Annotated in this window: 25 protein-coding genes; 17 read left to right on the top strand and 8 right to left on the bottom strand. The window is 72.0% G+C overall.

Features of this window, described 5'->3' with window-relative positions; genetic code table 11:
• Window positions 1–6 precede the first annotated feature (6 nt).
• Together ACZ53K_RS18020 and ACZ53K_RS18015 are read left to right on the top strand one after the other, a co-directional pair.
• Window positions 7–1,878: a 3-hydroxyacyl-CoA dehydrogenase family protein gene (locus ACZ53K_RS18020; protein ID WP_468837148.1), complete on the top strand. Its 1,872-nt coding sequence runs from the start codon at window positions 7–9 to the stop codon at window positions 1,876–1,878.
• A 136-nt stretch (window positions 1,879–2,014) separates the two neighbouring features.
• Window positions 2,015–2,824 carry a TetR family transcriptional regulator gene (locus tag ACZ53K_RS18015; RefSeq protein ID WP_468837145.1) on the top strand — a complete coding sequence of 270 codons (810 nt, stop codon included), beginning with the start codon at window positions 2,015–2,017 and terminating at the stop codon, window positions 2,822–2,824.
• 76 nt (window positions 2,825–2,900) lie between these two features.
• Here ACZ53K_RS18015 and ACZ53K_RS18010 read toward each other — a convergent pair whose 3' ends face one another.
• Entirely contained in the window at window positions 2,901–3,284 is a 384-nt protein-coding gene (locus ACZ53K_RS18010) for a hypothetical protein (protein ID WP_468837143.1), read from the bottom strand.
• 615 nt (window positions 3,285–3,899) lie between these two features.
• Here ACZ53K_RS18010 and ccrA point away from each other — a divergent pair.
• From ccrA to pssA, 7 genes are all read left to right on the top strand, one after another.
• Window positions 3,900–5,237, top strand: coding sequence for a crotonyl-CoA carboxylase/reductase (gene ccrA, locus ACZ53K_RS18005; protein WP_468837140.1), 1,338 nt, complete (start codon window positions 3,900–3,902; stop codon window positions 5,235–5,237).
• Window positions 5,173–7,284 carry a protein meaA gene (locus ACZ53K_RS18000; RefSeq protein WP_468837138.1) on the top strand — a complete coding sequence of 704 codons (2,112 nt, stop codon included), beginning with the start codon at window positions 5,173–5,175 and terminating at the stop codon, window positions 7,282–7,284. The genes ccrA and ACZ53K_RS18000 overlap by 65 nt, the downstream gene beginning before the upstream one ends.
• Window positions 7,281–8,243: an HpcH/HpaI aldolase/citrate lyase family protein gene (locus ACZ53K_RS17995; protein ID WP_406525452.1), complete on the top strand. Its 963-nt coding sequence runs from the start codon at window positions 7,281–7,283 to the stop codon at window positions 8,241–8,243. Before ACZ53K_RS18000 ends, ACZ53K_RS17995 begins: the two co-directional genes overlap by 4 nt.
• Window positions 8,244–8,248: 5 nt before the next feature.
• Window positions 8,249–8,770 (top strand): MaoC family dehydratase, encoded by a 522-nt coding sequence (locus tag ACZ53K_RS17990; protein WP_468837495.1) that lies wholly within the window; start codon window positions 8,249–8,251, stop codon window positions 8,768–8,770.
• A 1-nt stretch (window position 8,771) separates the two neighbouring features.
• Window positions 8,772–9,980, top strand: a complete 1,209-nt coding sequence (locus ACZ53K_RS17985) for an acyl-CoA dehydrogenase family protein (protein ID WP_468837135.1) — start codon at window positions 8,772–8,774, stop codon at window positions 9,978–9,980.
• A 169-nt stretch (window positions 9,981–10,149) separates the two neighbouring features.
• Window positions 10,150–10,797 (top strand): phosphatidylserine decarboxylase, encoded by a 648-nt coding sequence (locus ACZ53K_RS17980; RefSeq protein ID WP_030020415.1) that lies wholly within the window; start codon window positions 10,150–10,152, stop codon window positions 10,795–10,797.
• The gene (pssA, locus tag ACZ53K_RS17975; RefSeq protein WP_468837132.1) at window positions 10,784–11,638 is read left to right on the top strand and encodes a CDP-diacylglycerol--serine O-phosphatidyltransferase; all 855 of its coding nucleotides are present in this window, start codon (window positions 10,784–10,786) and stop codon (window positions 11,636–11,638) included. Before ACZ53K_RS17980 ends, pssA begins: the two co-directional genes overlap by 14 nt.
• Before the next feature lie 150 nt (window positions 11,639–11,788).
• Here pssA and ACZ53K_RS17970 read toward each other — a convergent pair whose 3' ends face one another.
• Window positions 11,789–12,913 (bottom strand): glycerate kinase, encoded by a 1,125-nt coding sequence (locus tag ACZ53K_RS17970; RefSeq protein ID WP_468837493.1) that lies wholly within the window; start codon window positions 12,911–12,913, stop codon window positions 11,789–11,791.
• Between the two features lie 188 nt (window positions 12,914–13,101).
• Between ACZ53K_RS17970 and ACZ53K_RS17965 the strand changes: the two genes are divergently transcribed.
• The 5 genes from ACZ53K_RS17965 (at window position 13,102) to ACZ53K_RS17945 (ending at window position 18,675) form a co-directional block, all read left to right on the top strand.
• Complete coding sequence (locus ACZ53K_RS17965; RefSeq protein WP_468837130.1) at window positions 13,102–14,823, top strand: BCCT family transporter; 1,722 nt, start codon at window positions 13,102–13,104, stop codon at window positions 14,821–14,823.
• A 144-nt stretch (window positions 14,824–14,967) separates the two neighbouring features.
• Window positions 14,968–16,242: a tyrosinase family oxidase copper chaperone gene (locus ACZ53K_RS17960; RefSeq protein ID WP_468837127.1), complete on the top strand. Its 1,275-nt coding sequence runs from the start codon at window positions 14,968–14,970 to the stop codon at window positions 16,240–16,242.
• 56 nt (window positions 16,243–16,298) lie between these two features.
• A complete protein-coding gene (locus ACZ53K_RS17955) occupies window positions 16,299–16,793 on the top strand; it encodes an NUDIX domain-containing protein (protein WP_468837124.1) in 495 nt (164 codons plus the stop codon).
• 33 nt (window positions 16,794–16,826) lie between these two features.
• Complete coding sequence (locus ACZ53K_RS17950; protein ID WP_468837122.1) at window positions 16,827–17,762, top strand: LLM class flavin-dependent oxidoreductase; 936 nt, start codon at window positions 16,827–16,829, stop codon at window positions 17,760–17,762.
• 46 nt (window positions 17,763–17,808) lie between these two features.
• Window positions 17,809–18,675 carry a nucleotidyltransferase domain-containing protein gene (locus ACZ53K_RS17945; protein WP_468837119.1) on the top strand — a complete coding sequence of 289 codons (867 nt, stop codon included), beginning with the start codon at window positions 17,809–17,811 and terminating at the stop codon, window positions 18,673–18,675.
• Between the two features lie 42 nt (window positions 18,676–18,717).
• Here ACZ53K_RS17945 and ACZ53K_RS17940 read toward each other — a convergent pair whose 3' ends face one another.
• On the bottom strand, window positions 18,718–19,290 hold the full coding sequence (locus ACZ53K_RS17940; protein ID WP_468837117.1) for a methylated-DNA--[protein]-cysteine S-methyltransferase: 573 nt from the start codon (window positions 19,288–19,290) through the stop codon (window positions 18,718–18,720).
• 7 nt (window positions 19,291–19,297) lie between these two features.
• Window positions 19,298–20,770 (bottom strand): AlkA N-terminal domain-containing protein, encoded by a 1,473-nt coding sequence (locus ACZ53K_RS17935; RefSeq protein WP_468837115.1) that lies wholly within the window; start codon window positions 20,768–20,770, stop codon window positions 19,298–19,300.
• A gap of 313 nt (window positions 20,771–21,083) precedes the next feature.
• Here ACZ53K_RS17935 and ACZ53K_RS17930 point away from each other — a divergent pair, with 313 nt between their 5' ends.
• A complete protein-coding gene (locus tag ACZ53K_RS17930) occupies window positions 21,084–21,845 on the top strand; it encodes a GNAT family N-acetyltransferase (protein ID WP_468837112.1) in 762 nt (253 codons plus the stop codon).
• Between the two features lie 79 nt (window positions 21,846–21,924).
• Here the strand turns inward: ACZ53K_RS17930 and ACZ53K_RS17925 are convergent, their stop codons facing one another.
• The 3 genes from ACZ53K_RS17925 to ACZ53K_RS17915 form a co-directional block, all read right to left on the bottom strand.
• The gene (locus ACZ53K_RS17925; RefSeq protein ID WP_468837110.1) at window positions 21,925–22,446 is read right to left on the bottom strand and encodes an O-acetyl-ADP-ribose deacetylase; all 522 of its coding nucleotides are present in this window, start codon (window positions 22,444–22,446) and stop codon (window positions 21,925–21,927) included.
• Between the two features lie 71 nt (window positions 22,447–22,517).
• On the bottom strand, window positions 22,518–23,036 hold the full coding sequence (locus tag ACZ53K_RS17920) for a GNAT family N-acetyltransferase (protein ID WP_468837108.1): 519 nt from the start codon (window positions 23,034–23,036) through the stop codon (window positions 22,518–22,520).
• Between the two features lie 80 nt (window positions 23,037–23,116).
• Window positions 23,117–23,740, bottom strand: a complete 624-nt coding sequence (locus ACZ53K_RS17915; RefSeq protein ID WP_468837105.1) for a TetR/AcrR family transcriptional regulator — start codon at window positions 23,738–23,740, stop codon at window positions 23,117–23,119.
• A gap of 185 nt (window positions 23,741–23,925) precedes the next feature.
• On the opposite strand from ACZ53K_RS17915, the gene ACZ53K_RS17910 reads away from it, so the two are divergent.
• Together ACZ53K_RS17910 and ACZ53K_RS17905 are read left to right on the top strand one after the other, a co-directional pair.
• Window positions 23,926–24,555 carry an MSMEG_1061 family FMN-dependent PPOX-type flavoprotein gene (locus ACZ53K_RS17910; RefSeq protein WP_468837102.1) on the top strand — a complete coding sequence of 210 codons (630 nt, stop codon included), beginning with the start codon at window positions 23,926–23,928 and terminating at the stop codon, window positions 24,553–24,555.
• A 23-nt stretch (window positions 24,556–24,578) separates the two neighbouring features.
• Complete coding sequence (locus tag ACZ53K_RS17905) at window positions 24,579–25,487, top strand: PDR/VanB family oxidoreductase (RefSeq protein ID WP_468837100.1); 909 nt, start codon at window positions 24,579–24,581, stop codon at window positions 25,485–25,487.
• Window positions 25,488–25,530: 43 nt separating this feature from the next.
• Here the strand turns inward: ACZ53K_RS17905 and ACZ53K_RS17900 are convergent, their stop codons facing one another.
• Window positions 25,531–26,940 carry a phytoene desaturase family protein gene (locus tag ACZ53K_RS17900; RefSeq protein ID WP_468837492.1) on the bottom strand — a complete coding sequence of 470 codons (1,410 nt, stop codon included), beginning with the start codon at window positions 26,938–26,940 and terminating at the stop codon, window positions 25,531–25,533.
• Window positions 26,941–26,970 lie beyond the last annotated feature (30 nt).

Genomic DNA, 26,970 nt, shown 5'->3' with positions numbered 1-26,970 from the left:
CTCGCGATGGACCGTAAGTCCACCCCTGACCTCTCAACCGATGTCTCCACTGTCCCCAAGGTCTCCACCTCCTCCACCGGCTCTTCGCCTGCCGGTGCGCCCCAGGCCCTCGCCACCGTGGCCGTCGTCGGCCTCGGCACGATGGGCACCGGCATAGCCGAGATACTCACCCGCGCGGGCCGCGAGGTGATCGGCATCGACATCGACGCCGCCGCCGCCCGCCGCGCCGCCGCCACGCTGGACGCGTCCACCGCACGGGCCGTGCGCCGGGAGCGCGTCACCGAGCGCGAGCGGCAGGACGTGCTGGCCCGCTTCCGTACGTTCGCCGACCTGCAGGCCGCCGCCGAGGCGGATCTCGTCATCGAGGTCGTGCCGGAGGAGTACGAGCTCAAGCGGCAGGTGCTCACCGCGCTGGACGGCATCGTCCGGCCCGACACCATCCTCGCCACCGGCACCAACGCGCTGTCCGTGACCCGGCTGGCCGCCGACTCCGCACGCCCCGAACGCGTCCTGGGCCTGCACTTCTTCAACCCGGCGCCGGCCATGAAGCTGGTCGAGGTGGTCTCCTCGGTGCTGACCGCGCCGGCCGCCGTCACGGCCGTCACCGAGCTGGCCCGCGAGCTGGGCAAGGTCCCGATCGCGGTCGGCGACCGGCCCGGCTTCGTCGCCGACGGGCTGCTGTTCGGCTACCTGAACCAGGCCGCCGCGATGTACGAGTCCCGGTACGCGACCCGCGAGGACATCGACGCCGCCATGAAGCTGGGCTGCGGCCTGCCCATGGGCCCGCTGGCGCTGCTCGACCTGATCGGCGTGGACACCGCCCGTACGGTCCTGGAGGCCATGTACGCCGCGTCCCGCGACCGGCTGCACGCCCCCGCCCCGATCCTGGGCCAGCTCGCCGAGGCGGGGCTGACCGGCCGCAAGGCGGGCCGCGGCTTCTACACGTACGAGGCGCCGGGCAGCGCGGTGGCCGTGCCGGACGGGCAGACGCCCGCCGAGACCCATGACCTGGCCTCCGGACGCACGGTGCGCAGCGTCGGGGTGGCCGGTTCCGGGACGATGGCGAGCGGGATCGCCGAGGTCTTCGCGAAGGCCGGTTTCCGGGTGGTGCTGGCGGCCCGCAGCCTGGAGAAGGCCGAGGCGGCCAAGGCGCGTATCGCCAAGTCCCTGGACCGCTCCGTCACCAAGGGGCGGCTGACCGCCGAGGCGCGCGACACCGCCCTCGCCGCGGTCACCACGGCCGGGTCGCTGGACGCCTTCGCCGACGTGGACCTGGCGGTGGAGGCGGTCGCCGAGGATCTGGAGATCAAGCAGCAGCTGTTCGCCACGCTGGACAAGGTGTGCAAGCCGGGCGCCGTGCTGGCCACGACGACCTCCTCGCTGCCCGTGGTGGCCTGCGCGCGTGCCACCACGCGCCCGCAGGACGTCGTCGGGATGCACTTCTTCAACCCGGCGCCGGCCATGAAGCTCGTGGAGGTCGTGCGGACGGTCCTGACCGCGGACGATGTGCACGCGACCGTGCGCGCGGTGTGCGCCCGGGTCCGCAAGCACCCGGTGGACTGCGGGGACCGGGCCGGGTTCATCGTCAACGCGCTCCTGTTCCCGTACTTGAACAACGCGGTCAAGATGGTCCAGGAGCACTACGCGACCCCGGACGACATCGACGCCGCGATGAAGCTGGGCGGCGGCTACCCGATGGGCCCGTTCGAACTGCTGGACGTGGTGGGCCTGGACGTATCCCTGGCCATCGAGAAGGTGCTGCACGCCGAGTTCCGCGACCCGGGCCTGGCGCCGGCGCCGCTGCTGGAACACCTCGTCGCCGCGGGCTGCCTGGGCCGCAAGACCGGCCGCGGCTTCCGTGAGTACGCCCGGCGCTGACGCGTGGCGGACGGCCCGGCCGACGGGCGGCGGATGGGGCGGGCTGCTGGAACCCTCCGGCGGCCCGCGCCCGCGGGACGGGGGCCGTGCGGCGGCTGATGCCGCAGGCCGCGGGAATATGCAGTACCGTCCCCACATGTCCCAGCCCGCCCGTACGCAGCCGTCCGACGGACCCGAAGCCACCACTCCCGGCACCCGAAGGGCCGCCGCCCAACGCCTGAAGATGCGCCGCGAACTGGCGGCCGCCGCGATGGAACTGTTCGCTGCCAAGGGGTACGAGGCGACGACGGTCGATGAGATCGCGGCCGCGGCCGGCGTCGCCCGGCGCACGTTCTTCCGCCACTTCCGCTCCAAGGAAGAAGCGATCTTCCCGGACCACGACGACACCCTCGTACGGGCCGAGGCCGTCCTGGACGCCGCGCCACCGCACGAGAACCCGCTCGACACGGTCTGCCGGGGCATCAAGGAAGTCATGCGGATGTACGCGGCGTCCCCCGCCGTCTCCGTGGCGCGCTACCGGCTGACCCGCGAGGTCCCCACCCTGCGCGAGGCCGAGATCGCCTCGGTGGCCCGCTACGAACGGCTCTTCACCCGCTACCTCCTCGGCCACTTCGACGAGGGCGCCCACCACGAGGGCGACGACGACCCGCTGCTGGCCGAGGTGGCCGCCTCCGCGGTGGTCACCGCGCACAACCACGTGCTGCGGCGCTGGCTGCGGGCGGGCGCCGAGGGGGACGTGGAGGCGCAGCTGGACCACGCCTTCGGGATCGTCCGCGCCACCTTCGGCACGGGCATCGGCGCGGGCCGCGGCCAGGCCGGGAACCAGCAGGAGCCCCCGGCGCGGGCGGCGAAGCAGGGCGAGGTGCTGGTGACGGTGGCCCGTACGGACGCACCGCTGGACGAGGTCATGCGCACGATCGAGAAGGCGCTCAAGCAGCGGTCCTGAGGAAGATGCGTAGAACCCATCTCTGAACCCTTGATCATGCTGCCCTGCTGGTTTGGCCCTTCGCTGGCAGCGTCGCCTATACCGGGCTGCGAACGTAGCGGCCAGCGATGTCCACGAAAGCATCATGAGCGGCCACCGCGGCCAAGCGTGCCGAAGTCAGTCCGTCCCTGCTGGACCACGCACCGTGCATCTCGTACGTCAGCGCGATCATGCGGTCTGCGGCGGCGCGCACGCCCTGATCCTCGATGAGGACACGCAGCGCGGTCAGCGGGTGGGCGACCAGGGCGCGAGTGTCATGTCCCCTGGTGCGCAGTTCATCGATCCGCTCGTCGCCGGCACGCTGGAGGACGGCGTCCCCCCGCTTCCAGATCGCCGTGCGGTGGGTGCTGACCGTACAAGCCAGATCCGTGACCGCCCTGAGCTGTTCGCGGCGGAGGGTCGCATCGTGGGTGGCGCGCACCGCGCGTTCCGCAGCGCGCTCCTGGAACCGGCCGCTGACGACTGAACCCAGCAGGGTGGCGACGATCGCTACGGCGGCAGTAATGAGTGTCTGCGCACGAAGAGCCCTGTGAGTACGAGACCCTCCCTCGTGGCGCGCGCGAGAGATCAACAGAGGTTCGAAGACGGGTTCTTACGCCCTGGCACCGGGGTGGCGAGTACCACCCACCCCAGTGCCGGGGCTGTGTTGTCGTGACGCCCCATATGCGTACGTCGTGTGCCCGTCGCGCGTCCTTTAAGAGATGAAATTTCACCCTTTACCGGTTAATACCAGACCGCTCATGCGTGCCCCTCAGGTGACATCTGAGAGAAATTGTTGGCACTCAGTGTCTTGTCGACTGGCACGCGGTGTCATACCTTGATGTTGTCCGGGCGGCCGGCAGGCGGGAAACCATCGCACGCCGGCTGTCCCAGCAAGCCACTCGTGCCTGCCCGCCCGGACGCCTGCGTCACAGGCACTCTCACCGCGCTCACCAGCGCTGCCGGAACACCCCTCAGCCGAACCGACGGCGCCTCTGCACCACCCCCGACGTTCCCTCAAGCCGTTTCCCTCGACAGGCTTCGCCGGAGGCACACCGTGAACCAGATACTTGACGCGATCCTCGCGCCAGAGAGCACCCGCGAAGACTTCGCCGCTCTGCCCCTGCCCGACTCCTACCGCGCGGTGACCGTGCACAAGGACGAGGCCGACATGTTCGACGGCCTCACCACCAAGGAGAAGGACCCCCGCAAGTCGCTGCACATCGAGGAGGTGCCGGTGCCCGAACTGGGCCCCGGTGAGGCCCTGGTGGCCGTGATGGCCTCCTCGGTCAACTACAACAGCGTCTGGACCTCGATCTTCGAGCCGGTGTCCACGTTCTCCTTCCTGGAGCGGTACGGCAAGCTGTCGCCGCTCACCAAGCGCCACGACCTCCCGTACCACGTCATCGGCTCCGACCTGGCGGGCGTCGTGCTGCGCACCGGCCCCGGAGTGAACTCCTGGAAGCCCGGCGACGAGGTCGTCGCGCACTGCCTGTCCGTCGAGCTGGAGTCCGCCGACGGGCACAACGACACGATGCTCGACCCCGAGCAGCGCATCTGGGGCTTCGAGACCAACTTCGGCGGTCTCGCCGAGATCGCGCTGGTCAAGTCCAACCAGCTGATGCCCAAGCCGGACCACCTGAGCTGGGAGGAGGCGGCGGCGCCCGGACTGGTCAACTCCACCGCGTACCGCCAGCTGGTCTCCCGCAACGGCGCCGGGATGAAGCAGGGCGACAACGTCCTGATCTGGGGCGCCAGCGGCGGACTCGGCTCCTACGCCACGCAGTTCGCGCTGGCCGGCGGCGCCAACCCGATCTGTGTGGTCTCCAGCGACCAGAAGGCGGAGATCTGCCGGAAGATGGGCGCCGAGGCGATCATCGACCGCAACGCCGAGGGGTACAAGTTCTGGAAGGACGAACACCACCAGGACCAGCGTGAGTGGAAGCGGTTCGGCAAGCGCATCCGTGAGCTGACCGGCGGGGAAGATGTGGACATCGTCTTCGAGCACCCGGGGCGCGAGACGTTCGGCGCGAGCGTCTACGTCACGCGCAAGGGCGGCACGATCGTCACCTGCGCCTCCACCTCCGGCTACACCCACGAGTACGACAACCGCTATCTGTGGATGTCGCTGAAGCGCATCGTCGGCTCGCACTTCGCGAACTACCGCGAGGCGTGGGAGGCCAACCGCCTGATCGCCAAGGGCAAGATCCACCCGACGCTGTCCAAGACGTACCCGCTGGAGGAGACCGGGCAGGCGGCGTACGACGTGCACCGCAACCTCCACCAGGGCAAGGTCGGCGTGCTCGCGCTGGCGCCCGAGGAGGGCATGGGTGTGCGCGACCACGAGAAGCGCGCCCGGCACATCGACGCCATCAACCGGTTCCGGAACGTCTGATCCGGACGGACGGACCCCGAGAGTACGGACCAACATGACCGAACGTCACAAGGATCGTCCGTGGCTGATGCGGACCTACGCAGGGCACTCCACCGCCGAGGCGTCCAACGCGCTCTACCGGCGCAACCTCGCCAAGGGCCAGACGGGCCTGTCGGTCGCCTTCGACCTGCCGACGCAGACCGGTTACGACCCGGACCACGTCCTCGCCCGCGGCGAGGTCGGCCGGGTCGGGGTCCCCGTCTCGCACCTCGGCGACATGCGCCGGCTGTTCCAGGACATCCCGCTGGAGCAGATGAACACCTCGATGACGATCAACGCCACGGCCATGTGGCTGCTGGCGCTGTACGAGGTGGTCGCCGAGGAGCAGGGCGCCGACATCGCCAAGCTGTCGGGTACGACGCAGAACGACATCGTCAAGGAGTACCTCTCGCGCGGGACGCACGTCTTCCCGCCGGGCCCGAGCCTGCGGCTGACCACCGACATGATCACGTACACGGTGGCGCACATCCCGAAGTGGAACCCGATCAACATCTGCAGCTACCACCTGCAGGAGGCGGGCGCCACGCCGGTACAGGAGATCGCGTACGCGATGAGCACCGCGATCGCCGTGCTGGACGCCGTACGGGACTCGGGGCAGGTGCCGCCGGAGAAGTTCGGTGACGTGGTCGCGCGGATCTCGTTCTTCGTCAACGCCGGGGTCCGGTTCATCGAGGAGATGTGCAAGATGCGCGCCTTCGGCCGCATCTGGGAGCAGGTCACCCGCGAGCGATACGGCGTGGAGAACCCCAAGCAGCGCCGCTTCCGCTACGGCGTGCAGGTCAACTCCCTCGGCCTGACCGAGGCGCAGCCGGAGAACAACGTCCAGCGGATCGTCCTGGAGATGCTGGCCGTCACCCTCTCCAAGGACGCCCGCGCCCGCGCGGTCCAGCTCCCGGCCTGGAACGAGGCGCTGGGCCTGCCCCGGCCGTGGGACCAGCAGTGGTCGCTGCGCATCCAGCAGGTGCTGGCCCACGAGTCGGACCTGCTGGAGTACGAGGACATCTTCGCCGGGTCGCACGTCATCGAGGCCAAGGTCGCGGCCCTGGTCGAGGAGTGCCTGGCGGAGATGGCCCGGATCGAGGAGATGGGCGGCGCGATGGCCGCCGTCGAGTCCGGCTACCTGAAGTCGCAGCTGGTCTCCTCGCACGCGGAGCGGCGGGCCCGGATCGAGGCGGGCGAGGAGAAGATCGTCGGCGTCAACTGCTACGAGTCGACCGAGCCGAACCCGCTCACCGCCGACCTGGACACGGCCATCATGACCGTGGACCCGGACAACGAGGCGGGTGTCGTGCGCGCGCTGCACCGGTGGCGGGACGACCGCGACGAGGCGCGTGCGCAGGATTCCCTGTCGGCGCTGAAGAAGGCCGCGGCGGGCGACACGAACCTGTTCGCCGCGACCCTCGAATGCGCCCGCGCGGGCGTGACCACCGGCGAGTGGGCCTGGGCCCTGCGGGACGTGTTCGGCGAGTTCCGGGCGCCGACCGGCGTCTCGGGCGCGCCGCTCGCCGTGACGGCGGAGGCCGGCACCCCGCTCGCCGCGGTCCGCGCGAAGGCCGAGCGGACCGCCGCCGACCTGGGTACCGGGCGGCTGCGGCTGCTGGTCGGCAAGCCGGGGCTGGACGGCCACAGCAACGGTGCGGAACAGATCGCCGTACGGGCCAGGGACGCCGGCTTCGAGGTCGTCTACCAGGGCATCCGGCTGACGCCCGAGCAGATCGTCACGGCGGCCGTCGCCGAGGACGTGCACTGCGTGGGCCTGTCGATCCTGTCCGGGTCGCACGCCGAACTGGTGCCGGACGTACTGGAGCGGCTGCGCGCCAGCGGCGTCACCGACATCCCCGTCATCGTCGGCGGCATCATCCCCAACGCCGACGCGGCGGCCCTCCGGGAAGCCGGAGTGGCGGCCGTGTTCACTCCGAAAGACTTCGGTATCACGGAGATCATCGGCCGTATCGTCGACGAGATCCGTACCGCGAACAAGCTCGACCCCCTGGAGGTCCCCGCATGAGTGGCATCAACCGCCTTCGCCCCCGCCGTTCCTGCCTCGCCGTCCCCGGCAGCAACCCGCGCTTCCTGGAGAAGGCCCAGGGCCTCCCCGCCGATCAGGTCTTCCTGGACCTGGAGGACGCCTGCGCGCCGCTGGCCAAGGAAGGCGCCCGGCACACCATCGTGGACGCGCTCAACAACGGCGACTGGTCCGGCAAGACCCGCGTCGTGCGGGTCAACGACTGGACCACGCACTGGACGTACCGGGACGTCATCACCGTCGTCGAGGGCGCCGGGCAGAACCTGGACTGCATCATGCTGCCCAAGGTGCAGGACGCCCAGCAGATCGTGGCGCTGGACCTGCTGCTCACCCAGATCGAGACGACGATGGGCTTCGAGGCGGGCCGGATCGGCATCGAGGCGCAGATCGAGAACGCCAAGGGCCTGGTGAACGTGGACGCCATCGCCACCGCGTCGCCGCGCCTGGAGACCATCATCTTCGGCCCGGCCGACTTCATGGCCTCCATCAACATGAAGACGCTGGTCGTGGGCGAGCAGCCGCCCGGGTACGGCGCGGACGCGTACCACTACATCCTGATGCGCATCCTGATGGCGGCCCGCGCCAACGATCTCCAGGCGATCGACGGCCCCTACCTTCAGATCAAGAACGTGGACGGCTACAAGGAGGTCGCCGGGCGCGCCGCGGCACTGGGCTTCGACGGCAAGTGGGTGCTGCACCCCGGTCAGGTCGAGGCGGCCAACGAGGTGTTCTCGCCGTCGCAGGAGGACTACGACCGTGCCGAGCTGATCCTCGACGCGTACGAGTGGCACACCTCCGAGGCGGGCGGCAAGAAGGGCTCCGCGATGCTCGGTGACGAGATGATCGACGAGGCCAGCCGCAAGATGGCGCTCGTGGTCAGCGGAAAGGGCCGCGCCGCCGGCATGACCCGTACCTCGAAGTTCGAAGCCCCGGAGGCGTGAGCGCGATGCAGTTCGGCCGTACCTATGAGGAATTCACCGTCGGGGACGTCTACAAGCACTGGCCGGGAAAGACGGTCACGGAATACGACGACCACCTCTTCTGTCTGCTCACGATGAATCACCATCCGCTGCACATGGACAGCAACTATGCCGAGCGGACCACCGACTTCGGCAGGAATGTCGTGGTCGGCAACTACATCTACTCGCTGTTGCTGGGCATGTCGGTGCCGGATGTGTCGGGCAAGGCCATCGCGAATCTGGAAATCGAGTCGCTGAAGCACGTGGCGCCCACTTTTCACGGGGACACGCTGTACGGCGAGACGACGGTGCTCGACAAGACACCGTCGAAGTCCAAGAGCGACCGCGGGATCGTGTACGTGGAGACCAAGGGCTACAAGCAGGACGGCACCCTGGTGTGCGTCTTCCGGCGCAAGGTGATGGTGCCCACCGCCACGTACGTCAAGGAGCGCGGCGGCGAGCAGCCGGGCCGCCCCGACCTGCGGGAACCGGCCCGTGAGGAGAAGTGAGATGAGCGGACGCCTCGCACAGACCGAGGGCCTGACGGACATCCAGCGGGAAATACTCTCGACCGTCCGCGACTTCGTCGACAAAGAGATTCTGCCGGTCGCCACCGAGCTGGAGCACCGCGACGAGTACCCGACGCAGATAGTCGAGGGCCTGAAGGAACTCGGCGTCTTCGGGCTGATGATTCCCGAGGAGTACGGGGGCCTCGGCGAGTCGCTGCTGACGTACGCGTTGACGGTGGAGGAGATCGCCCGCGGCTGGATGAGCGTGTCGGGCATCATCAACACGCACTTCATCGTGGCGTACATGCTCAAGCAGCACGGCACGCAGGAGCAGAAGGAGTATTTCCTGCCGAAGATGGCGGCCGGCGACATCCGGGGCGCCTTCTCGATGTCGGAGCCGGCGCTCGGCTCGGACGTCTCGGCCATCACGTCCAAGGGGGTGGCGGACGGCGGAGATTATGTACTGACCGGTCAGAAGATGTGGCTGACCAACGGCGGTTCGTCAACTCTCGTCGCGGTGCTGTGCCGCACGGACGAGGGCCATCCGGAGGGCACCGCGCCGCACAAGTCGATGACCACCTTCCTCGTGGAGAAGGAGGCGGGCTTCGGTGAGGTCCGGCCGGGGCTGACCATCCCCGGCAAGATCGACAAGATGGGCTACAAGGGTGTCGACACCACCGAGCTGATCATGGACGGGCTGCGCATCCCCGCCGGCCGGGTCCTCGGCGGCGAGACCGGGCGTGGCTTCTATCACATGATGGACGGGGTCGAGGTCGGCCGGGTGAACGTGGCCGCGCGGGGCTGCGGCGTCGCGCAGCGCGCCTTCGAGCTGGGCGTTTCGTACGCACAGCAGCGGCACACCTTCGGCAAGCCGATTGCCCAGCACCAGGCGATCCAGTTCAAACTTGCCGAAATGGCTACAAAGGTGGAAGCGGCCCATGCGATGATGGTCAACGCCGCACGCAAAAAGGACTCGGGGCAGCGAAACGACCTTGAGGCGGGCATGGCCAAGTACCTGGCCTCCGAGTACTGCAAGGAGGTGGTGGAGGACGCGTTCCGCATCCACGGTGGCTACGGCTTCTCCAAGGAGTACGAGATCGAGCGCCTCTACCGGGAGGCACCGATGCTCCTCATCGGTGAAGGTACCGCCGAGATCCAGAAAATGATCATCGGTCGGCGGCTACTGGAGGAGTACCGAATCCAGGGGTGAACGCCCGATTTGAGGTGTTTTCTTCAGGACGAAGATCACACCCCGTCATCGTGCTTCGGCCACGGATTGGCTCTGGCTCTTGGCCAGTTGCCGCTCGCAACCGATACCATCCCGGGAAAGCCGCCGTCCCCCATTGCATATGCGGCATCCTCCGCTACGAAGGTCATCCATGCCCCACAGCCAATCCTCTGCACAACGCGGTCGTGTCCGCCTCGCGCGCGGAGCGTCGCCGTGGCTTCTGCCGACCGTCGCGACGGCAGCGGTCAGCCTGGCCCGTTCCCGTCGCTCGGGACGCTGGGCCGCCGCCGCCGTGCCCGCCACCGCACTGGCGGCGGGCATGCTGTGGTTCTTCCGCGACCCTGAGCGGGAGATCGCTCAGGGCCGGGTCATCTCCCCGGCCGACGGCGTGGTGCAGAGCATCATGCCGTGGAAGGACGGACGCACCCGCGTCGCGATCTTCATGAGCCCGCTGAACGTCCACGTCAACCGCGCGCCGCTGGCCGGCACGGTGACGTCCGTGGAGCACATCCCCGGCGGGTACGTCCCGGCGTTCAACAAGGAGAGCGAGAACAACGAGCGGGTGGTCTGGCACTTCGACACCGAGCTCGGTGACATCGAGATGGTGCAGATCGCCGGCGCGGTGGCCCGCCGCATCGTCCCCTACGTGCCCCAGGGCTCGAAGGTGGAGCAGGGCGAGCGCATCGGCCTGATCCGCTTCGGGTCGCGCGTCGACGTCTACCTCCCGGCGGGTGTCGAGGCCGCGGTCGAGGTCGGCCAGGCCACCACCGCGGGGGTGACACGCCTTGACCGTGATTGATCCCGACACACAGCCCGGCTGGGTCGCGGAGGTCGACGAGGAGGACGCGGCCGACGACATGCCGCTGTCGACGCGGTTGTCAATAGCGGACACGCTCACCCTCGGCAACGCGATCTGCGGCTTCATGGCCGTGTACTTCACCACCACCGGCGTCCTGATCCCGCACCTGACGGGCACCGAGGACGGCGGGATGGCGCGGCACAGCGCCGCCATGGCGGTGATCCTGATGCTGCTGGCCTCCATCTTCGACCTGTTCGACGGGCTCGTCGCACGCAAGCTGCGGGCCTCGGCCATGGGGGCCGAGCTCGACAACCTCTCCGACCTGATCAGCTTCGGGCTGGCGCCGGCGTACTTCGTCGTCACCTGGGGCATGGTCGCCCCGGACTCGCACCAGCGGGTCTCGGTGGTCGCGGCGGTGGTGGTACTGCTGGCGGTGATCCTGCGCCTGGCCCGGTTCTCCTGTGTGACGCTGCGTGACGGCATCTTCCAGGGGATGCCGAGCCCGTTCGGCGCGCTGACCGTCGTCGCGATCGTCCTGCTGGAGCTGCCCTTCGTGCCGACGCTGCTGGCGATCGTCGGGGTGGCCTGGCTGATGGTGAGCCGGGTCGAGTACCCGAAGCCGCGGGGACGGCTCGCGGTGGCGATGCTCAGCTGGATCGTGCTGAGCATGGGCATGCTGGCGGCCTGGGCGCTGGACGCTCCCGGCGGCCAGATGCTCCTGCAGACCGGCTGCGCCCTCCAGATCGTCCTGGGCGCGATGATCCCCGTCTTCGCGACGGCCCGCCGGGTCAACACCTTCCGCGACAACCGCCGTGAGGCGCGCAGCGCGCAGATCCAGTAGCGGTTTCCGGTCCACGCACCGGAAAGGCCCCCGCCGAGCGCATCAGCTCGGTGGGGGCCTTCTGTCGTATCCGGGGGCACGCAGGCGCAGGGGGCGCGCCGGAAGGCCGCCGGGCCCCGCGGCACGCCCCTTGGGCCTGTGGTCAGCGCCTCACAGCAGGAAGTCCCGCCCCAGGGCTTCCGCGGCCCGCTCCAGGAGCGGGCCCGCCTCGGCCATGCAGCGGGCCGGGTCCGGCTCCAGGTCGGTCAGCGGGTAGGCGCGGCGGATGCCGGCCCGGCCCAGGGACTCCGGGGGCAGGGCCAGGCGGCCGCAGACCGCCGCCACCTCCAGGCCCGCGGCGCGGGCCGCCGCCGCGACGCCGGCCGGGGCCTTGCCGTGCAGGGTCTGCTCGTCGAGCGAGCCCTCACCGGTGACGACGAAGGTGGCGCGGGCCAGCGCCGGACCGAAGCCCAGCACCTCCAGCATGACGTCGATGCCCGGCCGGAAGACGGCTCCCAGGCCGACGAGGGCGCCGTAGCCGATGCCGCCCGCCGCGCCCGCACCGGGTGCGGCGGCGTACTCGGCGGCGCGCGGCCCCACCGTGGTCTCCAGGACCTTGGCGTAGTGGGCCAGGGCCGCGTCCAGCGCCTCGACGTCCCGCGCGCTCGCGCCCTTCTGCGGCCCGTAGACGGCGGGGGCGCCCTTGGGCCCGGTCAGCGGGTTGTCGACGTCGCTGGCGAGGACCACCTCCGTACCGGCGAGCCGCGGGTCCAGACCCGAGAGGTCGGCGGTGGCCAGGTCGCGCAGCGGCCCGCCGCCCGGTGCGAGCGGCGCGCCCGCGGCGTCCAGGAAGCGGGCGCCGAGAGCGGCGAGCATCCCCGCGCCGCCATCGGTCGTGGCGCTGCCGCCGACACCGAAGACGATGGTGGTGGCGCCCGCGTCCAGCACCGCGCGCAGCAGCTCGCCGGTGCCGTACGTGGTGGCCGTGAGCGGCGCGAAGCGGCCCTTCGGGAGGTGCTGGAGGCCGGACGCCTCGGCCATCTCGACCACGGCCGTACCGTCCTCGCGGAGTGCGAAGGTGGCCGTGACCGGGTCGCCGGTGGGGCCCGTGACGCGTGCCTCGTGCCGTGCGAAGCCCGCCGCCAGGGCGGCCGCGACCGTGCCGTCGCCGCCGTCCGCGACCGGGACGGACTCCACCGCCAGGCCGGGGACGGCCCGGCGCAGCCCGGCCGTGACATGCCGGGCGACCTCGGTGGCCGTGAGCGAGCCCTTGAATTTGTCCGCGGCGACCAGCACCCGCGGTGTCCGGTCCCGGTCTGCCGCCGGTGTCCTTGCTGCGTCCGCCACTGTTTCCCCTTGCTTTCGAACTGGCAGTCGCGCCGCTGCGACCTTATCCGGCACGGGCCCCGGCGAACAGGGACCGGAGGCGCCGGACGGCGCGCCAACCCGGCGAAGCGTTGTTTTTCCGGTCATAATGGGGCGCCATGAGTGCGCAGACGTCCGAGGAACCGACACCGGATTCCGTGCCCGGCAGCGCGGAGCACGACCCGCCGCCCGATCCGGCCCTGGTCGGTGTCGGAGCGGCCGCGGTGCTCGCGGTGGTGGCCTGGGCGGCCCTGGGCAAAAAGAATTTCGAATCGGTGACCGATACCGCCCTGAATTGGGTGCTGGGCAATTTCGGCTGGCTGTTCGTGGTGGCCGCCGATGTCTTTCTCGTCCTGTGCGTTCTCATCGCCTTCAGCCGTTTCGGCCGCATCCGGCTCGGCAAGGACGACGCGGAGCCGGAATTCGGGAATCTCGCGTGGGTCGCGATGATGTTCAGCGCCGGCATGGGAATCGGCCTGATGTTCTACGGCGTGGGCGAACCGCTGCAGCACTACGTCACCCCGCCGCCCTCCAGCGGTGTCGCGCCGCACACCGGCGCCGCGGCCCGTACCGCGCTGGAGTACTCGTTCTTCCACTGGACCCTGACGCCCTGGGCCATCTACGGCATCGTGGGCCTGGCCCTGGCGTACGCGGGCTTCCGCAAGGGCCGCAGCAACCGGCTCAGCTCCGCCTTCGTCCCGCTGATCGGCGAGCGGCGGGCCGGCGGCCGGCTGGGGCACCTGATCGACCTGCTGGCCGTCTTCGCGACCGTCTTCGGCACGGCCACCAGCCTGGGCCTCGGCTCCCTCCAGGTCAGCAAGGGACTGCACCTCACCACGGGCACGGCGGACAGCACCACCGTGCAGCTGGTCATCATCATCGCGCTCTCCGCCGCCTTCGTGGCGTCCGCCTTCTCCGGCCTCCACAAGGGCGTCAAGTGGCTGTCCACGCTGAACATCGTGCTGGCCGCGCTGCTGATGCTGTTCGTCTTCGTGCTCGGTCCGACGGTGTACGTGCTGGACAGCATCCCGGCGAGCCTCGGCGGCTACCTCAGCGATCTGCTGCCGATGGCCTCACGGACCGGCGCCTTCACCGACGCGAGCTGGCTCGGCACCTGGACGATCTTCTACTGGGCGTGGTGGCTGTCCTGGGCCCCGTTCGTCGGCACGTTCATCGCCCGCATCTCGCACGGGCGCACCGTCCGCGAGTTCCTGATCGGTGTTCTGCTGGTGCCCAGCGGCGCGACGATGGTCTGGTTCTGCGTGATGGGCGGCAGCGCGATCCGGCTGGACGCCAGCGGCCTGGCCGACCTCGCGAGCAACGCCGAGGACGCCGAGGCGTCGCTGTTCGGGATGCTGGACGCGCTGCCCGCCGGGACCGTGTCCTCCTGGGTGGCGATGATCCTGGTGATGACGTACTTCATCACCAGCGCCGACTCCGCCTCCCTGGTGATGGGCTCGCTGACCAGCCGGGGCGCGCTGCACCCGCGAACGTGGCTGGTGGTCACCTGGGGCATCCTGATGGCCGCGGTCGCCGCGGTGCTGCTGGTGGCCGGCGGGCTCGGCTCGCTCCAGACGGCGACGATCCTGGTCGCGCTGCCGTTCGTGTTCGTGATGCTGGCGCTGTGCTGGGCGCTGCTGAAGGAGCTGCGCGAGGACCCGGGCGCCGGTCCGGCGCGGCACCACGCGATGCACGGGCTGCGCCACGCGGTCCGCGCCATCGTCGGCGAAACGATCACCGAGCAGGGGCCGACCCGGCATCCGCGGCTGCGGCGGGCGGCGGACGCCAAGCGGACGGGCGACGACACGGGTCCGCCGGGGCAGGGGCCGACGGGGGCGTAGGGGAGGCACGGCGCACGGCCGGAAGCGGCAGGGAGTCTCCGCGTCATCTGTTCGAGTGCATTCGGCCTGGGTGAGGCGTCCGGGTCCCCGGCCGGGGTGAGGCTCCGGAAAGAGGCAGGGGAGAGCCGGTGCGAGGGAGGTCCGGTGCGACGACGCGACATGGTCGTGGGCGCTACGGCGGCCGGTACCGCGGCGCTGCTGCCCGCGGCGACCGACTCGCGTGGCCCGCGGCCGTACACCGAGCGGTATCAGGGCCGGACGATCCGCGTCGATGCCGAGCACGGCCGCGCCCGGGTGACGATCGACGGGCGCGAGCTCCAGCTGATGCGGATGGGAGAGGGCGCCTACCTGTCCCCGCTGTGCCACTACGGGTTCGACCGGACCCCGCTGGCGGCCGCGCGGCGCGCCGTACGGCGGTTGCGCGGCGCGCAGTTGCTGCCGGCCCCGCCGCTCCGGTCGTGGCCGGAGCCCGTGGTGCCGTCCGGTCCGGTGCCCCCGGGCCGCCCGTATGTCCGCAAGAACCACCTGGCGCTGACCGCGCGGGAGAAGCGCCGCTTCGTGCGGGCCGTCCTGGAGGCCAAGCGGAGCGGCGTGTACGACGCGCTGGTCGCCGTCCACATCCGGGTGAACTCCCATGACTACATCCACCGGGACCACGGGCGCCGCACCGCGCACCTGACCCCTTCGCTGCTCCCCTGGCACCGGCAGTTCCTGCTGTACTTCGAGCAGGCGCTGCGGGCGATCGACCCCGGTGTCACCCTGCCGTACTGGGACTGGACGAGCGACCGCGGCCGGGAATCGCCGCTGTGGGCCGAGGACTTCATGGGCGGTGACGGGCGGTCCGGCGACCGGCAGGTGGTCTCGGGTCCGTTCGCACGGCGCAACGGCTGGCGGCTGCGGGTCAACGTGCGGCCCATCGGCAACGACGTGGAGTGGGTCAACGGCTACTACACCCAGGACGACCGGGACTTCCTCACCCGCGCGCTGCGCCGACCCGGCGTCCTCTCGACGGCGCGGCAGTTGGAGGCGGCCCTCGCACTGCCCGTCTACGACTGCCCGCCGTGGAACCACCTCAGCGGTCAAGTCCCTCCGCATCGCAGCTTCCGCAACCACTTGGAGGGCTATGCGAAGTTCCCCTGGGAGCGGGACTGGGGCAAACTGCACGGCTCCGCCCACGTTTTCGTCGGCGGCCACATGGACTTCATCGGCTCCCCCAACGACCCGGTGTTCTTCCTCCACCACTGCTTCATCGACAAGATCTGGGCCGACTGGCAGCGCCGCCACCCCCACGTCCCCCACTACCTCCCGCTGGAACCCGCCCGTGACGTACCCGGCCTGCACACCCCGCTGGCCCCCTGGCACACGATGGCGCCCGCCGACCTCCTCGACCAGACCCGGTACTACCGCTACGACGGATGAGCGGACGATCCGGCCTGCTGGAACCGGCTCCCTTCCGGCCCCACTACGCTCGCCGCATGACCACGGACTACGCCACCTACATCGCCGGCCTTCCGCGTGTGCTCGCGGGCGCCGGTGTCATCTTCCGCGACGCCGACGACCGGGTGCTGTACGTCGAGCCGAACTACCGCGACACCTGGAACCTGCCCGGCGGCACCGTCGAGTCCGACGCGGGCGAATCGCCCCGCCAGGCCGCGCGGCGGGAGACCGCCGAGGAGATCGGCCTGGACATCGAGCCGGGCCCGCTGCTGGCCGTCGACTGGGTGCGCGGCACCGGCCGGCCGCCGCTGGTGTCGTATCTGTACGACGGAGGCGTGCTGGGCGCGGAGCAGCTCGCGGCCATCCGCCTCCAGGAGACCGAACTGCTGTCCTGGTCCCTGCTGTCGTGGGAGGAGGCCGTGCCGCGGCTGTCCCCGTCGATGGCGCTGCGGATGCGGGCCGCGCTGGACGCGCTGGCGCGGGGCCGCGGTCCGGTGGAGCTGGAGGACGGGGTCGCGCCGGCCGCCCCTTGACCTCAAGCCTGCTTGACGTTGCATCGTCACCGTATGACGTTTCTCCCGGATTCCGCGGTCCGGCCCGGCCGCCTGGCCGTGGGCGTGGTGCTGCCGTCGCTCGCCGTGCAGCGGGAGCAGAAGCTCCCCCTCACCGAGGCGGCCCGGCACGCGGAACTGGCCGGCCTCGACCTCGTCGCGTACGGGGACCGGCCCGCGGCCGGCACGCCGGCGCTGGACACCGCGGTGGCCTTGGCGGCGGTGGCCGCCGCGACCGAGCGGATCACCGTCGTCGGCGAGGCGTACGCGCCGGCGCTCCGGCCGCCGGTCCAGGCCGCCGAGCAGATAGCGAGCCTGCAGTACGTCGCGGACGGGCGGTTGGTGCTGGGCATCGGGACGGGCGGCGGGCGCGAGCGATGGGCGGCCGCCGGTGTGCCGTACGAGGAGCGGGAGCACCGGACCGACGCGGTACTGCGGCTGCTGCCCCGTCTGCTCGCGGGCGAGCGGGTGGCACTGCCGTACGCACCGGGCCACGTGGCGGTGGACCCGGCGCCCGGCGTGCCGATGCCGCCGGTCTGGATCGGCGGCACCTCGCGCAGCGCGGTACGGCGCGCGGCACACCTGGGTGACGGCTGGTTCCCTTCTCTGCTGCCGGCCGCCGAAGTGGCCGCGGGCACCGTGCACCTGGCCGAACTCGCCGCCGCGCTCGGCCGCCCGGCTCCGGCCGTCGCCGTCGGCACCGTCGGCGCGCTCGGTACGGAACCGGGCCTGCCCACCAGCACCGAAATCGCCGCACACCTCGCCACGGCGCACGGCTCCCCGCCCGGACGCTTCGCGGACGTGCCCGTGACCGGCGGTCCCCGGGAGGCGGCGGAGCGCTTGCACCGTTACTGCGGCGCGGGAGTCACCCGCGTCCTGGTCGACATCGCGGGCGGCGACTGGCGCCGCCAAGTGGAGCTGCTGGCGGACGTACGCACCCTGTTGCGCTGACGGCCCCGCCGGGCCACACCGCGTCGGACACCCATAGGCTGCCCGTATGCAGGAGAAAGCGACAGCAGTTGGCGCCGGAGCGCAAGAGGACTACTGGGCGGGGAGTGGGGCGGCGGCCCTCGCCGAGGTGCCCGGGGTCGTCGGTGTGACGCTCGGCGGCAGCCGGGCCCGGGGTACCCACCGCCCAGACTCTGACTGGGACTTGGGCGTCTACTACCGCGGCGAGGTCGGTCTCGCCGCCCTCGCGGAGCTGGCCGCCGAGGTCACCGGGGCGCCCGTGGAGATCCACCCGCCGGGCGCGTGGGGTGCGTGGGTCAACGGCGGGGCGTGGCTGGTGATGCCGGACGGCAGCCATGTGGACTGGCTCCTGCGGGATGCCGACCGGGTGGAGCAGGTGTGGCGGGAGTGCCGGGCAGGCCGGTTCGAGATCGGCGCGCAAGTGGGCCATCCGCTGGGCTTCTGGTCTCCGGCGTACGCGGGTGAACTCGCGCTGTCGCGTGTGCTCGCCGACCCCACCGGCGGTCTGGGCCGTCTCAAGGAGGAGATGCGGGAGTACCCGGAGCCGCTGCGTGCCGCGCTGACCGGAACGGCGATCTGGGACGCCGGGTTCTCGGTGGCCATGGCGGGCAAGTCCCACGCGTCCGCGGACACCTTGCACGCGGCGCTGTGCCTGGCCCGGGCGGTGGGCGACCTGACCCAGGCGCTGCACGCCCACCACCGCACCTGGTGCGTCAACGAGAAGGGCGCGCTGGCCGCCGCGGCGGCCCTGCCCGGGACGCCGCCCGGCTTCGCGGAGCGGGCGAGCGCCCTGCTGGGCGAACTGGGCCGCACGGCGCCCGAGTTGGCGCGGACGATCGAAGCTGCGGAGCAGCTGGTGGCGGACGTGCGGGCGGTGGTGGAGAGCGGCGCCTGACCGCGCGGCGGCAGGCCCGCTTCACCGGTCCGCCCGTCCGCTTCACCCGAACAGCAGCTGCTGCCCGCCCGGGTCCACGGTCTCCGGCCCCTGCCCGGCCCCGCCCCGCTCGAAGTCCAGCAGCCGGCGCTTGCGGTCCAGCCCGCCGCCGTAGCCCGTGAGGCTGCCGCTCGCCCCGATGACGCGGTGGCAGGGGATGATGATGCCGATCGGGTTCTTGCCGTTGGCGAGGCCCACCGCGCGGGCGGCGGAGGGCTTGCCGAGGTGTTCGGCGAGCTGCCCGTACGAGAGCGTCCCGCCGTACGGGATCTCGCACAGGGCGGCCCAGACGCGGCGCTGGAAGGGTGTCCCCTGCGGGGCCAGGGGCAGGTCGAAGGCGGTGAGCGTGCCGTCGAAGTAGGCGCGCAGCTGCTGTACGGCCGCCGCGAACGGCGGGGCTTCCGGGTCCTCCGGCAAGCCGAAGGACTCCTGCGGCGGGCGGTGGCGCTGGTCGGTCATGTAGAGGCCGGCGAGGGCGTCGCCCTCGGCGACGAGGGTCAGCGGGCCGTACGGGGTGTCGGGCAGGACGGCGTGGCGGCGCCCGCCGCCCACGCCTCCGGTTTCGGGAACGGTCATGATCGCCTCAGTCGGTGGGGAGGTGGTTGATGGGGTGGTCGTCGGTGGCCCACAGGTACTGGACGGCGTACGCGCGCCAGGGCCGCCAGCGCGCCGAGTGCCGTATGAGCGCGGCCGGGGTGGCCGGCAGTCCGAGGCCGGCCGCGGCGCGGCGCAGGCCCAGGTCGGTCGGTGTGAAGGCGTCGGGGTCGCCGAGGGCCCGCATGGCGATGCACTCGACGGTCCACGGGCCCACGCCGGGCAGCGCCGCGAGCTGGGCGCGGGCCCGGTCGCGGTCGCTGCCGACCCCCAGCTGTACGGCGCCGTCGGCGAGGGCGGTGACCATGCCGGTGAGGGTGGCGCGCCGGGTCCGCGGCATGGCGAGCGTCTCGGGGTCCAGTCCGGCCAGCTCGGCGGCGGAAGGGAAGAGGTGGGTCAGGCCGCCCGCCGGGTCGTCGACCGGCCGGCCGTGCGCGGTGACCAGGCGGCCCGCGTGCGTACGGGCCGCGGCGGTGGAGACCTGCTGGCCCAGTACGGCCCGTACCGCGAACTCGTCCGCGTCCGCGGTGCGCGGCACCCGCCGCCCCGGCGCCTTGCGGACGAGCGGTGCCAGCACGGGATCCTCGGCCAGCAGCCCGTCGACCGCCTCCGGGTCGGCGTCCAGGTCGAGCATGCGGCGGCAGCGGGCGATGGCTCCCGCGAGGTCGCGCAGGTCGGTGAGGGACAGCCGGCATTCGATGTGGTCGGGGCGCGGGGACAGGGCGACGATGCCGTGCCCGTACGGCAGGGCGAGCGTGCGCCGGTACGCGCCGTCCCGCCACTCCTCCACGCCCGGTACGGCGGTCGCGGCCAGGTGGCCGAAGAGGTTGTCCGGGCACAGCGGCTGCCGGAAGGGCAGCCGCAGGGCGAGCGCGCCGGGCAGCGCGGCAGCGGCGCCCGGGCGGGCGCGGCGCCGCAGCTCGGTGGGGGCGAGCGCGAACACCTCGCGTACCGTGTCGTTGAAGGTCCGGATGCTGGCGAACCCGGCGGCGAACGCCACGTCCGCCATGGGCAGTTCCGTGGTCTCGATGAGCAGCCGCGCGGTCTGGGCGCGCTGCGCGCGGGCCAGGGCGAGCGGTCCGGCCCCCAGCTCGGCCAGCAGCTGCCGCTCGACCTGGCGGGTGCTGTAGCCGAGCCGGGCGGCCAGGCCCGGGACGCCCTCGCGGTCCACGATGCCGTCGGCGATCAGCCGCATGGCGCGCGCCACGAGGTCGGCGCGCTCGTCCCACTGGGGCGAGCCGGGGCTGGCGTCCGGGCGGCACCGTTTGCAGGCGCGGTAGCCGGCCTGCTGGGCGGCGGCGGCGCTCGGGTAGAAGGTCATGTTCTCGGGCTTGGGCGGCACCACCGGGCAACTGGGACGGCAGTAGATGCGTGTGGTGCGCACCGCCGTGTAGAACCACCCGTCGAACCTGGCGTCCTTGGACTGCACGGCGCGCAGACAGCGCTCGAAGTCGGTGTGCATGACTCCAGGATCCGGTAGCGGCCGGCGTTCGGCTGGCGGTTTTCCGACATCAGCCTTCGGTGACCAGCGGCGGCCCGGCAGCCTTCGTGCGTCGCGACCGGCTGCCGGTTCCCGTACCGCGCCGGGTGGCATACGGCACGTACCGAGGATTTGCGCCGGGCCGGGGGCGGTGTGCGAGAGTTGACCACCCGGTCGGCCGGGCGCGCACGGGTGCGCAGCCGCTGCCGGGACCCCCTACATCAGACGAACGGTTCCGGCCGCGCCTCCAGCGTGTCCGGAGTCGTTCCCCTCCCTACGTCCTTCTCAGAGAGTGATGCAGGCAACGACTCTTCTCCCCCGGACCGAGGACCTGTTCACCCAGGGCCTGGAGCTCCAGGAGGGCGCCGCCCTCCTGCGTTTCGGCGCCGCCCGGCAGCGGCCCGCCGACCGGAGCAGTTGGTGCAACACCGGTGCTGTCGCCTGGCTCGACGCCGCCCGCGGGCATGTGTGGAGCGTCGGCGAGGCGGATGCCGCAGCCGGTCTCGTGCTGCGTTCCGCGCAGGGATTCCCGGACCGCGTACGGGAGTTCACCGGGCCGCGCGGCACCGAGGCGCTGGTCGGCCGCCATCTGGCGGTGACCGACGTGGTCGAGTGGATCTTCCGCTGGACGCTGGAGGAACCGTCCGTCCACCCGGCGGAGGAACGGGTGGTCGCGCTCGACGAGAGCCACCACGCGGAGCTGCTCGACTTCCTCAACGAGCACAGCCCGGCGCACTCGACCGGCCCCGGCTCCGCGGACGTCAGCCTCTGGGCCGGCATCCGCGGCGCGGACGGGCGGCTGGTGGCCTGCGGCGCGATGAGCAGCCTGCGGGACAGCGGCGCGCCGCTGATGGCGTCCGTCGCGACCGACGCCGCCCAGCGCGGCCAGGGCCTCGGCGCCGCGCTGACCTCCTGGCTGACCCGGCACACCGTACGGCGGCACGGTTTCTGCACGCTGTGGCAGCTGGCCGGGAACACGCCCGCCGAACGGCTCTACACCCGGCTCGGTTACCGCAACGAGGACCCGTGCGTGTCGGCGCGGTTCGCCTGGCACTGAACCGGCACCGAGCAGGCACCGAGCCCGCCCGGCGGTTCCGCGCCGGGCGGGTGGGGGTACGGGCACGGCGTACGGGCGGTCAGCGCACCTGCGCGGCGAACGCCTCGTACGCCTGCTCGTCGAACAGCACGAAGCGCACCTCCAGAACGGCCGTCGACGCGGTCCGTACCGTCTCGACCGCGACCCGGGCCGCGTCGTCCAGCGGCCAGCGGTAGACACCGGTGGAGATCGCCGGGAAGGCGACGGTGCGGGCGCCCAGCTCGTCGGCGACCCGCAGGGACTCGCGGTGGCAGGAGGCGAGCAGTTCCGAGCGGTCCTCGGACTCCGCCCAGACGGGGCCGACGGTGTGGATCACCCAGCGGGCCACCAGCCGGCCCGCGGTGGTCGCCACGGCCTGGCCGGTGGGCAGGCCCTTCCCGTGGTGCGCGGCCCGCAGCGCGCGGCACTCGGCCAGGATCTCGGGACCGCCGCGCCGGTGGATCGCGCCGTCCACTCCCCCGCCGCCCAGCAGTGAGGAGTTGGCGGCGTTCACGATGGCGTCCACCGGCTGCTCGGTGATGTCGCCTTTGACGAGGGTGAGGGCGGGGGTGTGTGCGGCCATACGGCCATCATGTCCGGTGTGCCCGGTGCCCGCCGGTTCCGGTGGCACGGGGTGGCCGGGGCACGGCGCGTTCAGCCGGGGCGGTGGCCGTCCGCGTCCCCGGTGAAGGTGATCTCGAAGTACTTCACCCGCTCGTCCTCCCCCACCTGCCGCATCCCGGCGGCGGCCATGACGTGCTGGGACGCGGTGTTGTCGTGGTCGGCGTCGCCTTTCACGCACGTGAGGCCGCGTTCCCCGGCGAGGCGCAGCAGCCCGCGCAGGGCCTCGGCCGCGTATCCATGGCCGCGCGCCTCGGGGACCAGGCCGTAGCCGATCGTCACGGTGCCGTCCGCGTCGGGCGGCCGGTTGAAGCCGAGGCTGCCGATGACCAGTCCGTCCGCCCGGCGGCGTATCTCGTAGTCACCGAACGGCCGCGGGTCGCCGGTGGCCGCGCAGTGGCCCAGGAAGTCGGTCGCGGACTCCACGTCCCCGTCCGCCGGATATCCGGGCGCCCACCGGTCCCCGTCCGCCGGGGTACGGGACACCAGCCGTTCGGCCTCGGCGGGGCTCAAAGGGTGGAGCACCAGCCGCGCTGTCTGAAGATCGCTCATGACAGGGGGTTACCACGCGCCGTGAGCGCGTCGCACGGGGTTTTCGGGCCGCGGCGACAGGGACCGGGCGGCCCGTACCGTCAGCGGGCCGTCGTGAGGTAGCCGGTGAGCATGGCGACGAGTTCGTTCTCGAACCGGGCGGTGTCGACGGGGTCCGGTGCGGCGCGCAGCTGGTGGACGACGAGGTCGATCGTGGCCACGACGAGCCGCGTGGCGACGTGGGTGTCCTCGACCCGGACCTCCGGATGTCCGGCGAACAGGTCGTGGAGGTGCGCGATCCGCTCCCGCTCGTGGCGGGAGATCCTGGCGAGTATCTCGGGGGACCGGGGTCCCTGCTCCATCATGACGCGCAGCAGTTGGGGATCGTCGAGGTGGTTGTCGATCGCGGCGCGCACGAAGAGGCGGATGATCCCTTCGAGGGAGTCGGGCAGCCGCCCCTTCCGGTGGCCGCCGGCGGCGGCGATTCCGGCGTCCAGGTGCCGGGTCATCAGCTCCACCAGGATGGCGTCCTTGTTCGGGTAGTACTGGTACAGCGAGCCGATGGACACTCGTGCCTGCTCGGCGATGCGGTTGGTGGTCCCCGCGGCGTAGCCGTACTCGGCGAAAACGTGAGCAGCGGCGGTGAGGATGCGCTGCCGGGTGGCTTCGGCGCGGGCCTGGCGTGGCTGTTTACGTGGCTGGAGTCCGCGGCGGTCCGCTGCCATGGCACCTCCTGGACGGGCCCTCGAATGCGAGTGGCGGAGACCTGAGCAATTGCTCACAATAGTGCCATGAGCTGCGGCGGAGCGGTCCTTTGCCGTCGCCTGCACCGGCGGCGCGCGGGCGGGCCGGGGCGCCGTCGCCCGTCCCCTCGCCCGCCCGCCGTTCCGCCCCTCCCGGAAGGAGTCTCATGACGCACCTGCGCACCCGCCCCCGGCGGCTGTCCCCGGACGAGGTCCGTGCCCGGCTCGGTGAGCCGCACGCCATGGTCAAGGACAAGATCCACGACCATGTCGACGAGCTCTCCCGCCGCTTCATCGCGCACTCCCCCTTCGTGTCGCTGGCCACGGCGGACGCGGCGGGACGCACGGACTGCTCACCGCGCGGCGACTATCCGGGCTTCGTGAAGGTCCTCGACCCGTACACCCTCGCGATACCCGACCGGCCGGGCAACAAGATCGCCGACTCCTTCCGCAACATCGCGGAGAACGACGGGGTCGGGATGCTCTTCCTCGTCCCCGGGGTGCGGGAGACCCTGCGGGTCAACGGCAGCGCCTACCCCTCCGACGAGCCCGACGTGCTCGCCCGGATGCGCACCGAGGCCAAGGCGCCGGTGCTGGCGATCATCGTCGAGGTGGCCGAGGCGTACTTCCACTGCGGCCGGGCGCTCATCCGGTCCCGGCTGTGGGACCCGGCCAGCCAGGCGCTCGCCGACGAGATGCCGTCGGCCGGCGAGATCGCGGCCACCCAGCTCGGGAACGGTGTCGACCCGAAGCAGTTCGAAGCAGTCCTCGAAGAGTCCTACCGAAAGCTCTACTGACCGTGCCGGAAAGGGAAGCACTGATGCAGCAGACCCTCCTCGACCGCATCGAACCGGTCGCCGAGGACGTCGTCTCCCTCGCCCTGCGCGGCGCCGACGGCCCCCTGGCGCCCTGGGAGCCGGGCGCCCATGTCGACGTGGCCCTGCCGAACTGGCTGACCCGCCAGTACTCCCTGTGCGGGGACCCCGCGGACCGCGAGACCTACCGCGTGGCCGTACGGTACGACCCGCTCAGCCGGGGCGGCTCCGAGTACATCCACCGTTTCCTGCGCCCGGGCCGTACGCTCGCCGTGTCGCGGCCGCGCAACCACTTCCCCCTGCTCCCCGCGCCGCGCTACCTCTTCCTCGCCGGCGGGATCGGCATCACCCCCGTCCTGCCGATGCTGCGCGCGGCCACCACGGCCGGAGTACCCGCCTCGCTCGTGTACGCGGGGCAGTCGGCCGCCACCATGCCCTTCGCGGGGGAACTGCGCGCCGCCTACGGGGACGCCGTACGCATCATCGCCACCCGGCAGGACGGCAGGCCGGACTTCGAAGCCCTGGCGGCGGAGCTGGAACCCGGCACCCTGGTCTACTGCTGCGGCCCGGCGTCCATGCTCGACGCGGCGGAGGCCGCCTTCCCGGCGGATCAGCTGCACACGGAACGGTTCCAGCCGACGCCCAAGGTGTTCGCCCCCGACACGGCGTTCGAGGTCGCGTGCGCCCGGTCGGGGCGGACGGTCCAGGTGGATGCCGACGAGTCGCTGCTGAACGCCCTGGACCACGCCGGGGTCCCCGTGTCGTCCGGGTGCCACGAAGGCGTCTGCGGGAGTTGCGAGATCACCGTCCTCGACGGGGAGGTCGAGCACCGGGACGACGTGGGCGCCCCCAAGGGCCGGATGTACGCCTGCGTCTCCCGGGCGCTGGGCCCGCGACTGGTGCTGGACCTCTGAGGCCGGGCCGCCCGGCCCTGGAAGCGGCCGGCCCGCGGCCCGGTCAGCGGGTCGGCCGGAGCCGGGACCACACGGCCCGCGCGGCATGGTGGCCGGACATGCCGTGCACACCGGGCCCGGGCGGGGCGGACTGCGAGCACAGGAACACCGCGGGGTGGGCGGTGGTGTACGGGTTGCGGGCCAGCTTGGGGCGGACGACCAGGCCGAGGCCCGCGGCGGAGCCCGCGCCGATGTCCCCGCCGACGTAGTTCGCGTTACGGGCGGCCAGCCGGGGCGGGCCGGCGACGGCGCGGGCCAGCACCAGGTCGCGGAACCCGGGCGCGAACCGCTCCAGCTGACGCTCGATCGCTTCCGTGGCGTCCCCCTCCCAGCCGTGCGGGACGTGTCCGTAGACCCAGAAGGTGTGCTTGCCCTCGGGGGCGCGGGTGGCGTCGATCAGGCTCGGCTGCGAGGTGATCAGGAAGGGGACGGACGGGGCGCGGCCGTCGACGGCGGCGCGCAGCGCGGTGCCGATCTCGCCGCCGGTGGGGCCGAGGTGCACGGTACCGGCCCGCCGGGCGGCGTCCGACGTCCACGGCACCGGGCCCGACAGCGCATAGTCGATCTTGAAGACGCCGGGGCCGTACCGCACCCCGCGGTAGGCGTTGCCGAGCCCCGCGATCCGGGCGAGGGCGGTCGGTGAGGTGTCGAAGACGTACGCGCGGGCCGGAGGCAGGTCGTCCAGCCGCTTGACCTCGTACCCCGTGTGCACCACACCGCCGTGCAGACGCAGCAGCGCGGCCAGGGCGTCGGGGATGGCCTGCGAGCCGCCGCGCGGGATCGGCCAGCCGCCCGCGTGCGCGGCGAGGGCGAACATGATGGCGGCGCCGCCGGTGCCGGGGCTGCTGAGCGGGGCGATGACATGCGCGGCCAGCCCGGCGAACAGACCGCGCGCCTTCTGGTCCCGGAACCGCCGGTTGAGCAGGGCGGCCGGCTGGGCCGCGGCCAGGCCGAAGCGGGCGTACGTCACCGGGTCGCGCGGCAGGCCGAGCCACTGCGTGCGCAGGAAGTCCGCGGCGAGGGTGTCCCACTTGCCGCGGAAGGGCGCGAGCAGTCTGCGGTACGCGCCGGCGTCGTGCGCGCCCAGGGACATCGCCGTCTCGCCGACGGAGCGGGCCAGCACCGCGGCCGTACCGTCGGGGAAGGGGTGCGCCAGCGGCAGCTCCGGGTGCAGCCACCGCAAGCCGTACCGCTCCAGCCCCATGGCGGCGAAGGCGGGCGAGCCCGCGGCGAGCGGGTGCACCGCCGAACAGGGGTCGTGCCGGAAGCCGGGAAGGGTCAGCTCCTCGGTGCGGGCACCGCCCCCGATGGTGTCGTGGGTCTCGAAGACCTCGACGGCCATGCCGCGGCGGGCCAGTTCGACGGCCGCGGTCAGCCCGTTGGGGCCCGCCCCGATCACCACGGCATCGAGCATCGTCGGCACCTGCGCCACTCCCCTCACGTA

This window comes from Streptomyces sp. NPDC033221 (assembly GCF_055577005.1).
Note: the sequence above shows the minus strand (reverse complement) of the source record. Positions and strands in the feature narration are given on the sequence as shown.

What these genes read in the sequence shown, in the direction of transcription:
- ACZ53K_RS17945 (WP_468837119.1), top strand. Translation starts at nt 17,809, where the DNA reads ATGCAGGAGAAAGCGACAGCAGTTGGCGCCGGAGCGCAAGAGGACTAC.
- ACZ53K_RS17995 (WP_406525452.1), top strand. Translation starts at nt 7,281, where the DNA reads ATGAGTGGCATCAACCGCCTTCGCCCCCGCCGTTCCTGCCTCGCCGTC.
- ACZ53K_RS18020 (WP_468837148.1), top strand. Translation starts at nt 7, where the DNA reads ATGGACCGTAAGTCCACCCCTGACCTCTCAACCGATGTCTCCACTGTC.
- ACZ53K_RS17955 (WP_468837124.1), top strand. Translation starts at nt 16,299, where the DNA reads ATGACCACGGACTACGCCACCTACATCGCCGGCCTTCCGCGTGTGCTC.
- ACZ53K_RS18015 (WP_468837145.1), top strand. Translation starts at nt 2,015, where the DNA reads ATGTCCCAGCCCGCCCGTACGCAGCCGTCCGACGGACCCGAAGCCACC.
- ACZ53K_RS17930 (WP_468837112.1), top strand. Translation starts at nt 21,084, where the DNA reads ATGCAGGCAACGACTCTTCTCCCCCGGACCGAGGACCTGTTCACCCAG.
- ACZ53K_RS17915 (WP_468837105.1), bottom strand. Translation starts at nt 23,740, where the DNA reads ATGGCAGCGGACCGCCGCGGACTCCAGCCACGTAAACAGCCACGCCAG.
- ACZ53K_RS17925 (WP_468837110.1), bottom strand. Translation starts at nt 22,446, where the DNA reads ATGGCCGCACACACCCCCGCCCTCACCCTCGTCAAAGGCGACATCACC.
- ACZ53K_RS17900 (WP_468837492.1), bottom strand. Translation starts at nt 26,940, where the DNA reads ATGCTCGATGCCGTGGTGATCGGGGCGGGCCCCAACGGGCTGACCGCG.
- ACZ53K_RS17910 (WP_468837102.1), top strand. Translation starts at nt 23,926, where the DNA reads ATGACGCACCTGCGCACCCGCCCCCGGCGGCTGTCCCCGGACGAGGTC.
- ACZ53K_RS17965 (WP_468837130.1), top strand. Translation starts at nt 13,102, where the DNA reads ATGAGTGCGCAGACGTCCGAGGAACCGACACCGGATTCCGTGCCCGGC.
- ACZ53K_RS17990 (WP_468837495.1), top strand. Translation starts at nt 8,249, where the DNA reads ATGCAGTTCGGCCGTACCTATGAGGAATTCACCGTCGGGGACGTCTAC.
- ACZ53K_RS17980 (WP_030020415.1), top strand. Translation starts at nt 10,150, where the DNA reads ATGCCCCACAGCCAATCCTCTGCACAACGCGGTCGTGTCCGCCTCGCG.
- ACZ53K_RS17935 (WP_468837115.1), bottom strand. Translation starts at nt 20,770, where the DNA reads ATGCACACCGACTTCGAGCGCTGTCTGCGCGCCGTGCAGTCCAAGGAC.
- ACZ53K_RS17940 (WP_468837117.1), bottom strand. Translation starts at nt 19,290, where the DNA reads ATGACCGTTCCCGAAACCGGAGGCGTGGGCGGCGGGCGCCGCCACGCC.
- ACZ53K_RS17905 (WP_468837100.1), top strand. Translation starts at nt 24,579, where the DNA reads ATGCAGCAGACCCTCCTCGACCGCATCGAACCGGTCGCCGAGGACGTC.
- ACZ53K_RS17950 (WP_468837122.1), top strand. Translation starts at nt 16,827, where the DNA reads ATGACGTTTCTCCCGGATTCCGCGGTCCGGCCCGGCCGCCTGGCCGTG.
- ACZ53K_RS17985 (WP_468837135.1), top strand. Translation starts at nt 8,772, where the DNA reads ATGAGCGGACGCCTCGCACAGACCGAGGGCCTGACGGACATCCAGCGG.
- ACZ53K_RS17920 (WP_468837108.1), bottom strand. Translation starts at nt 23,036, where the DNA reads ATGAGCGATCTTCAGACAGCGCGGCTGGTGCTCCACCCTTTGAGCCCC.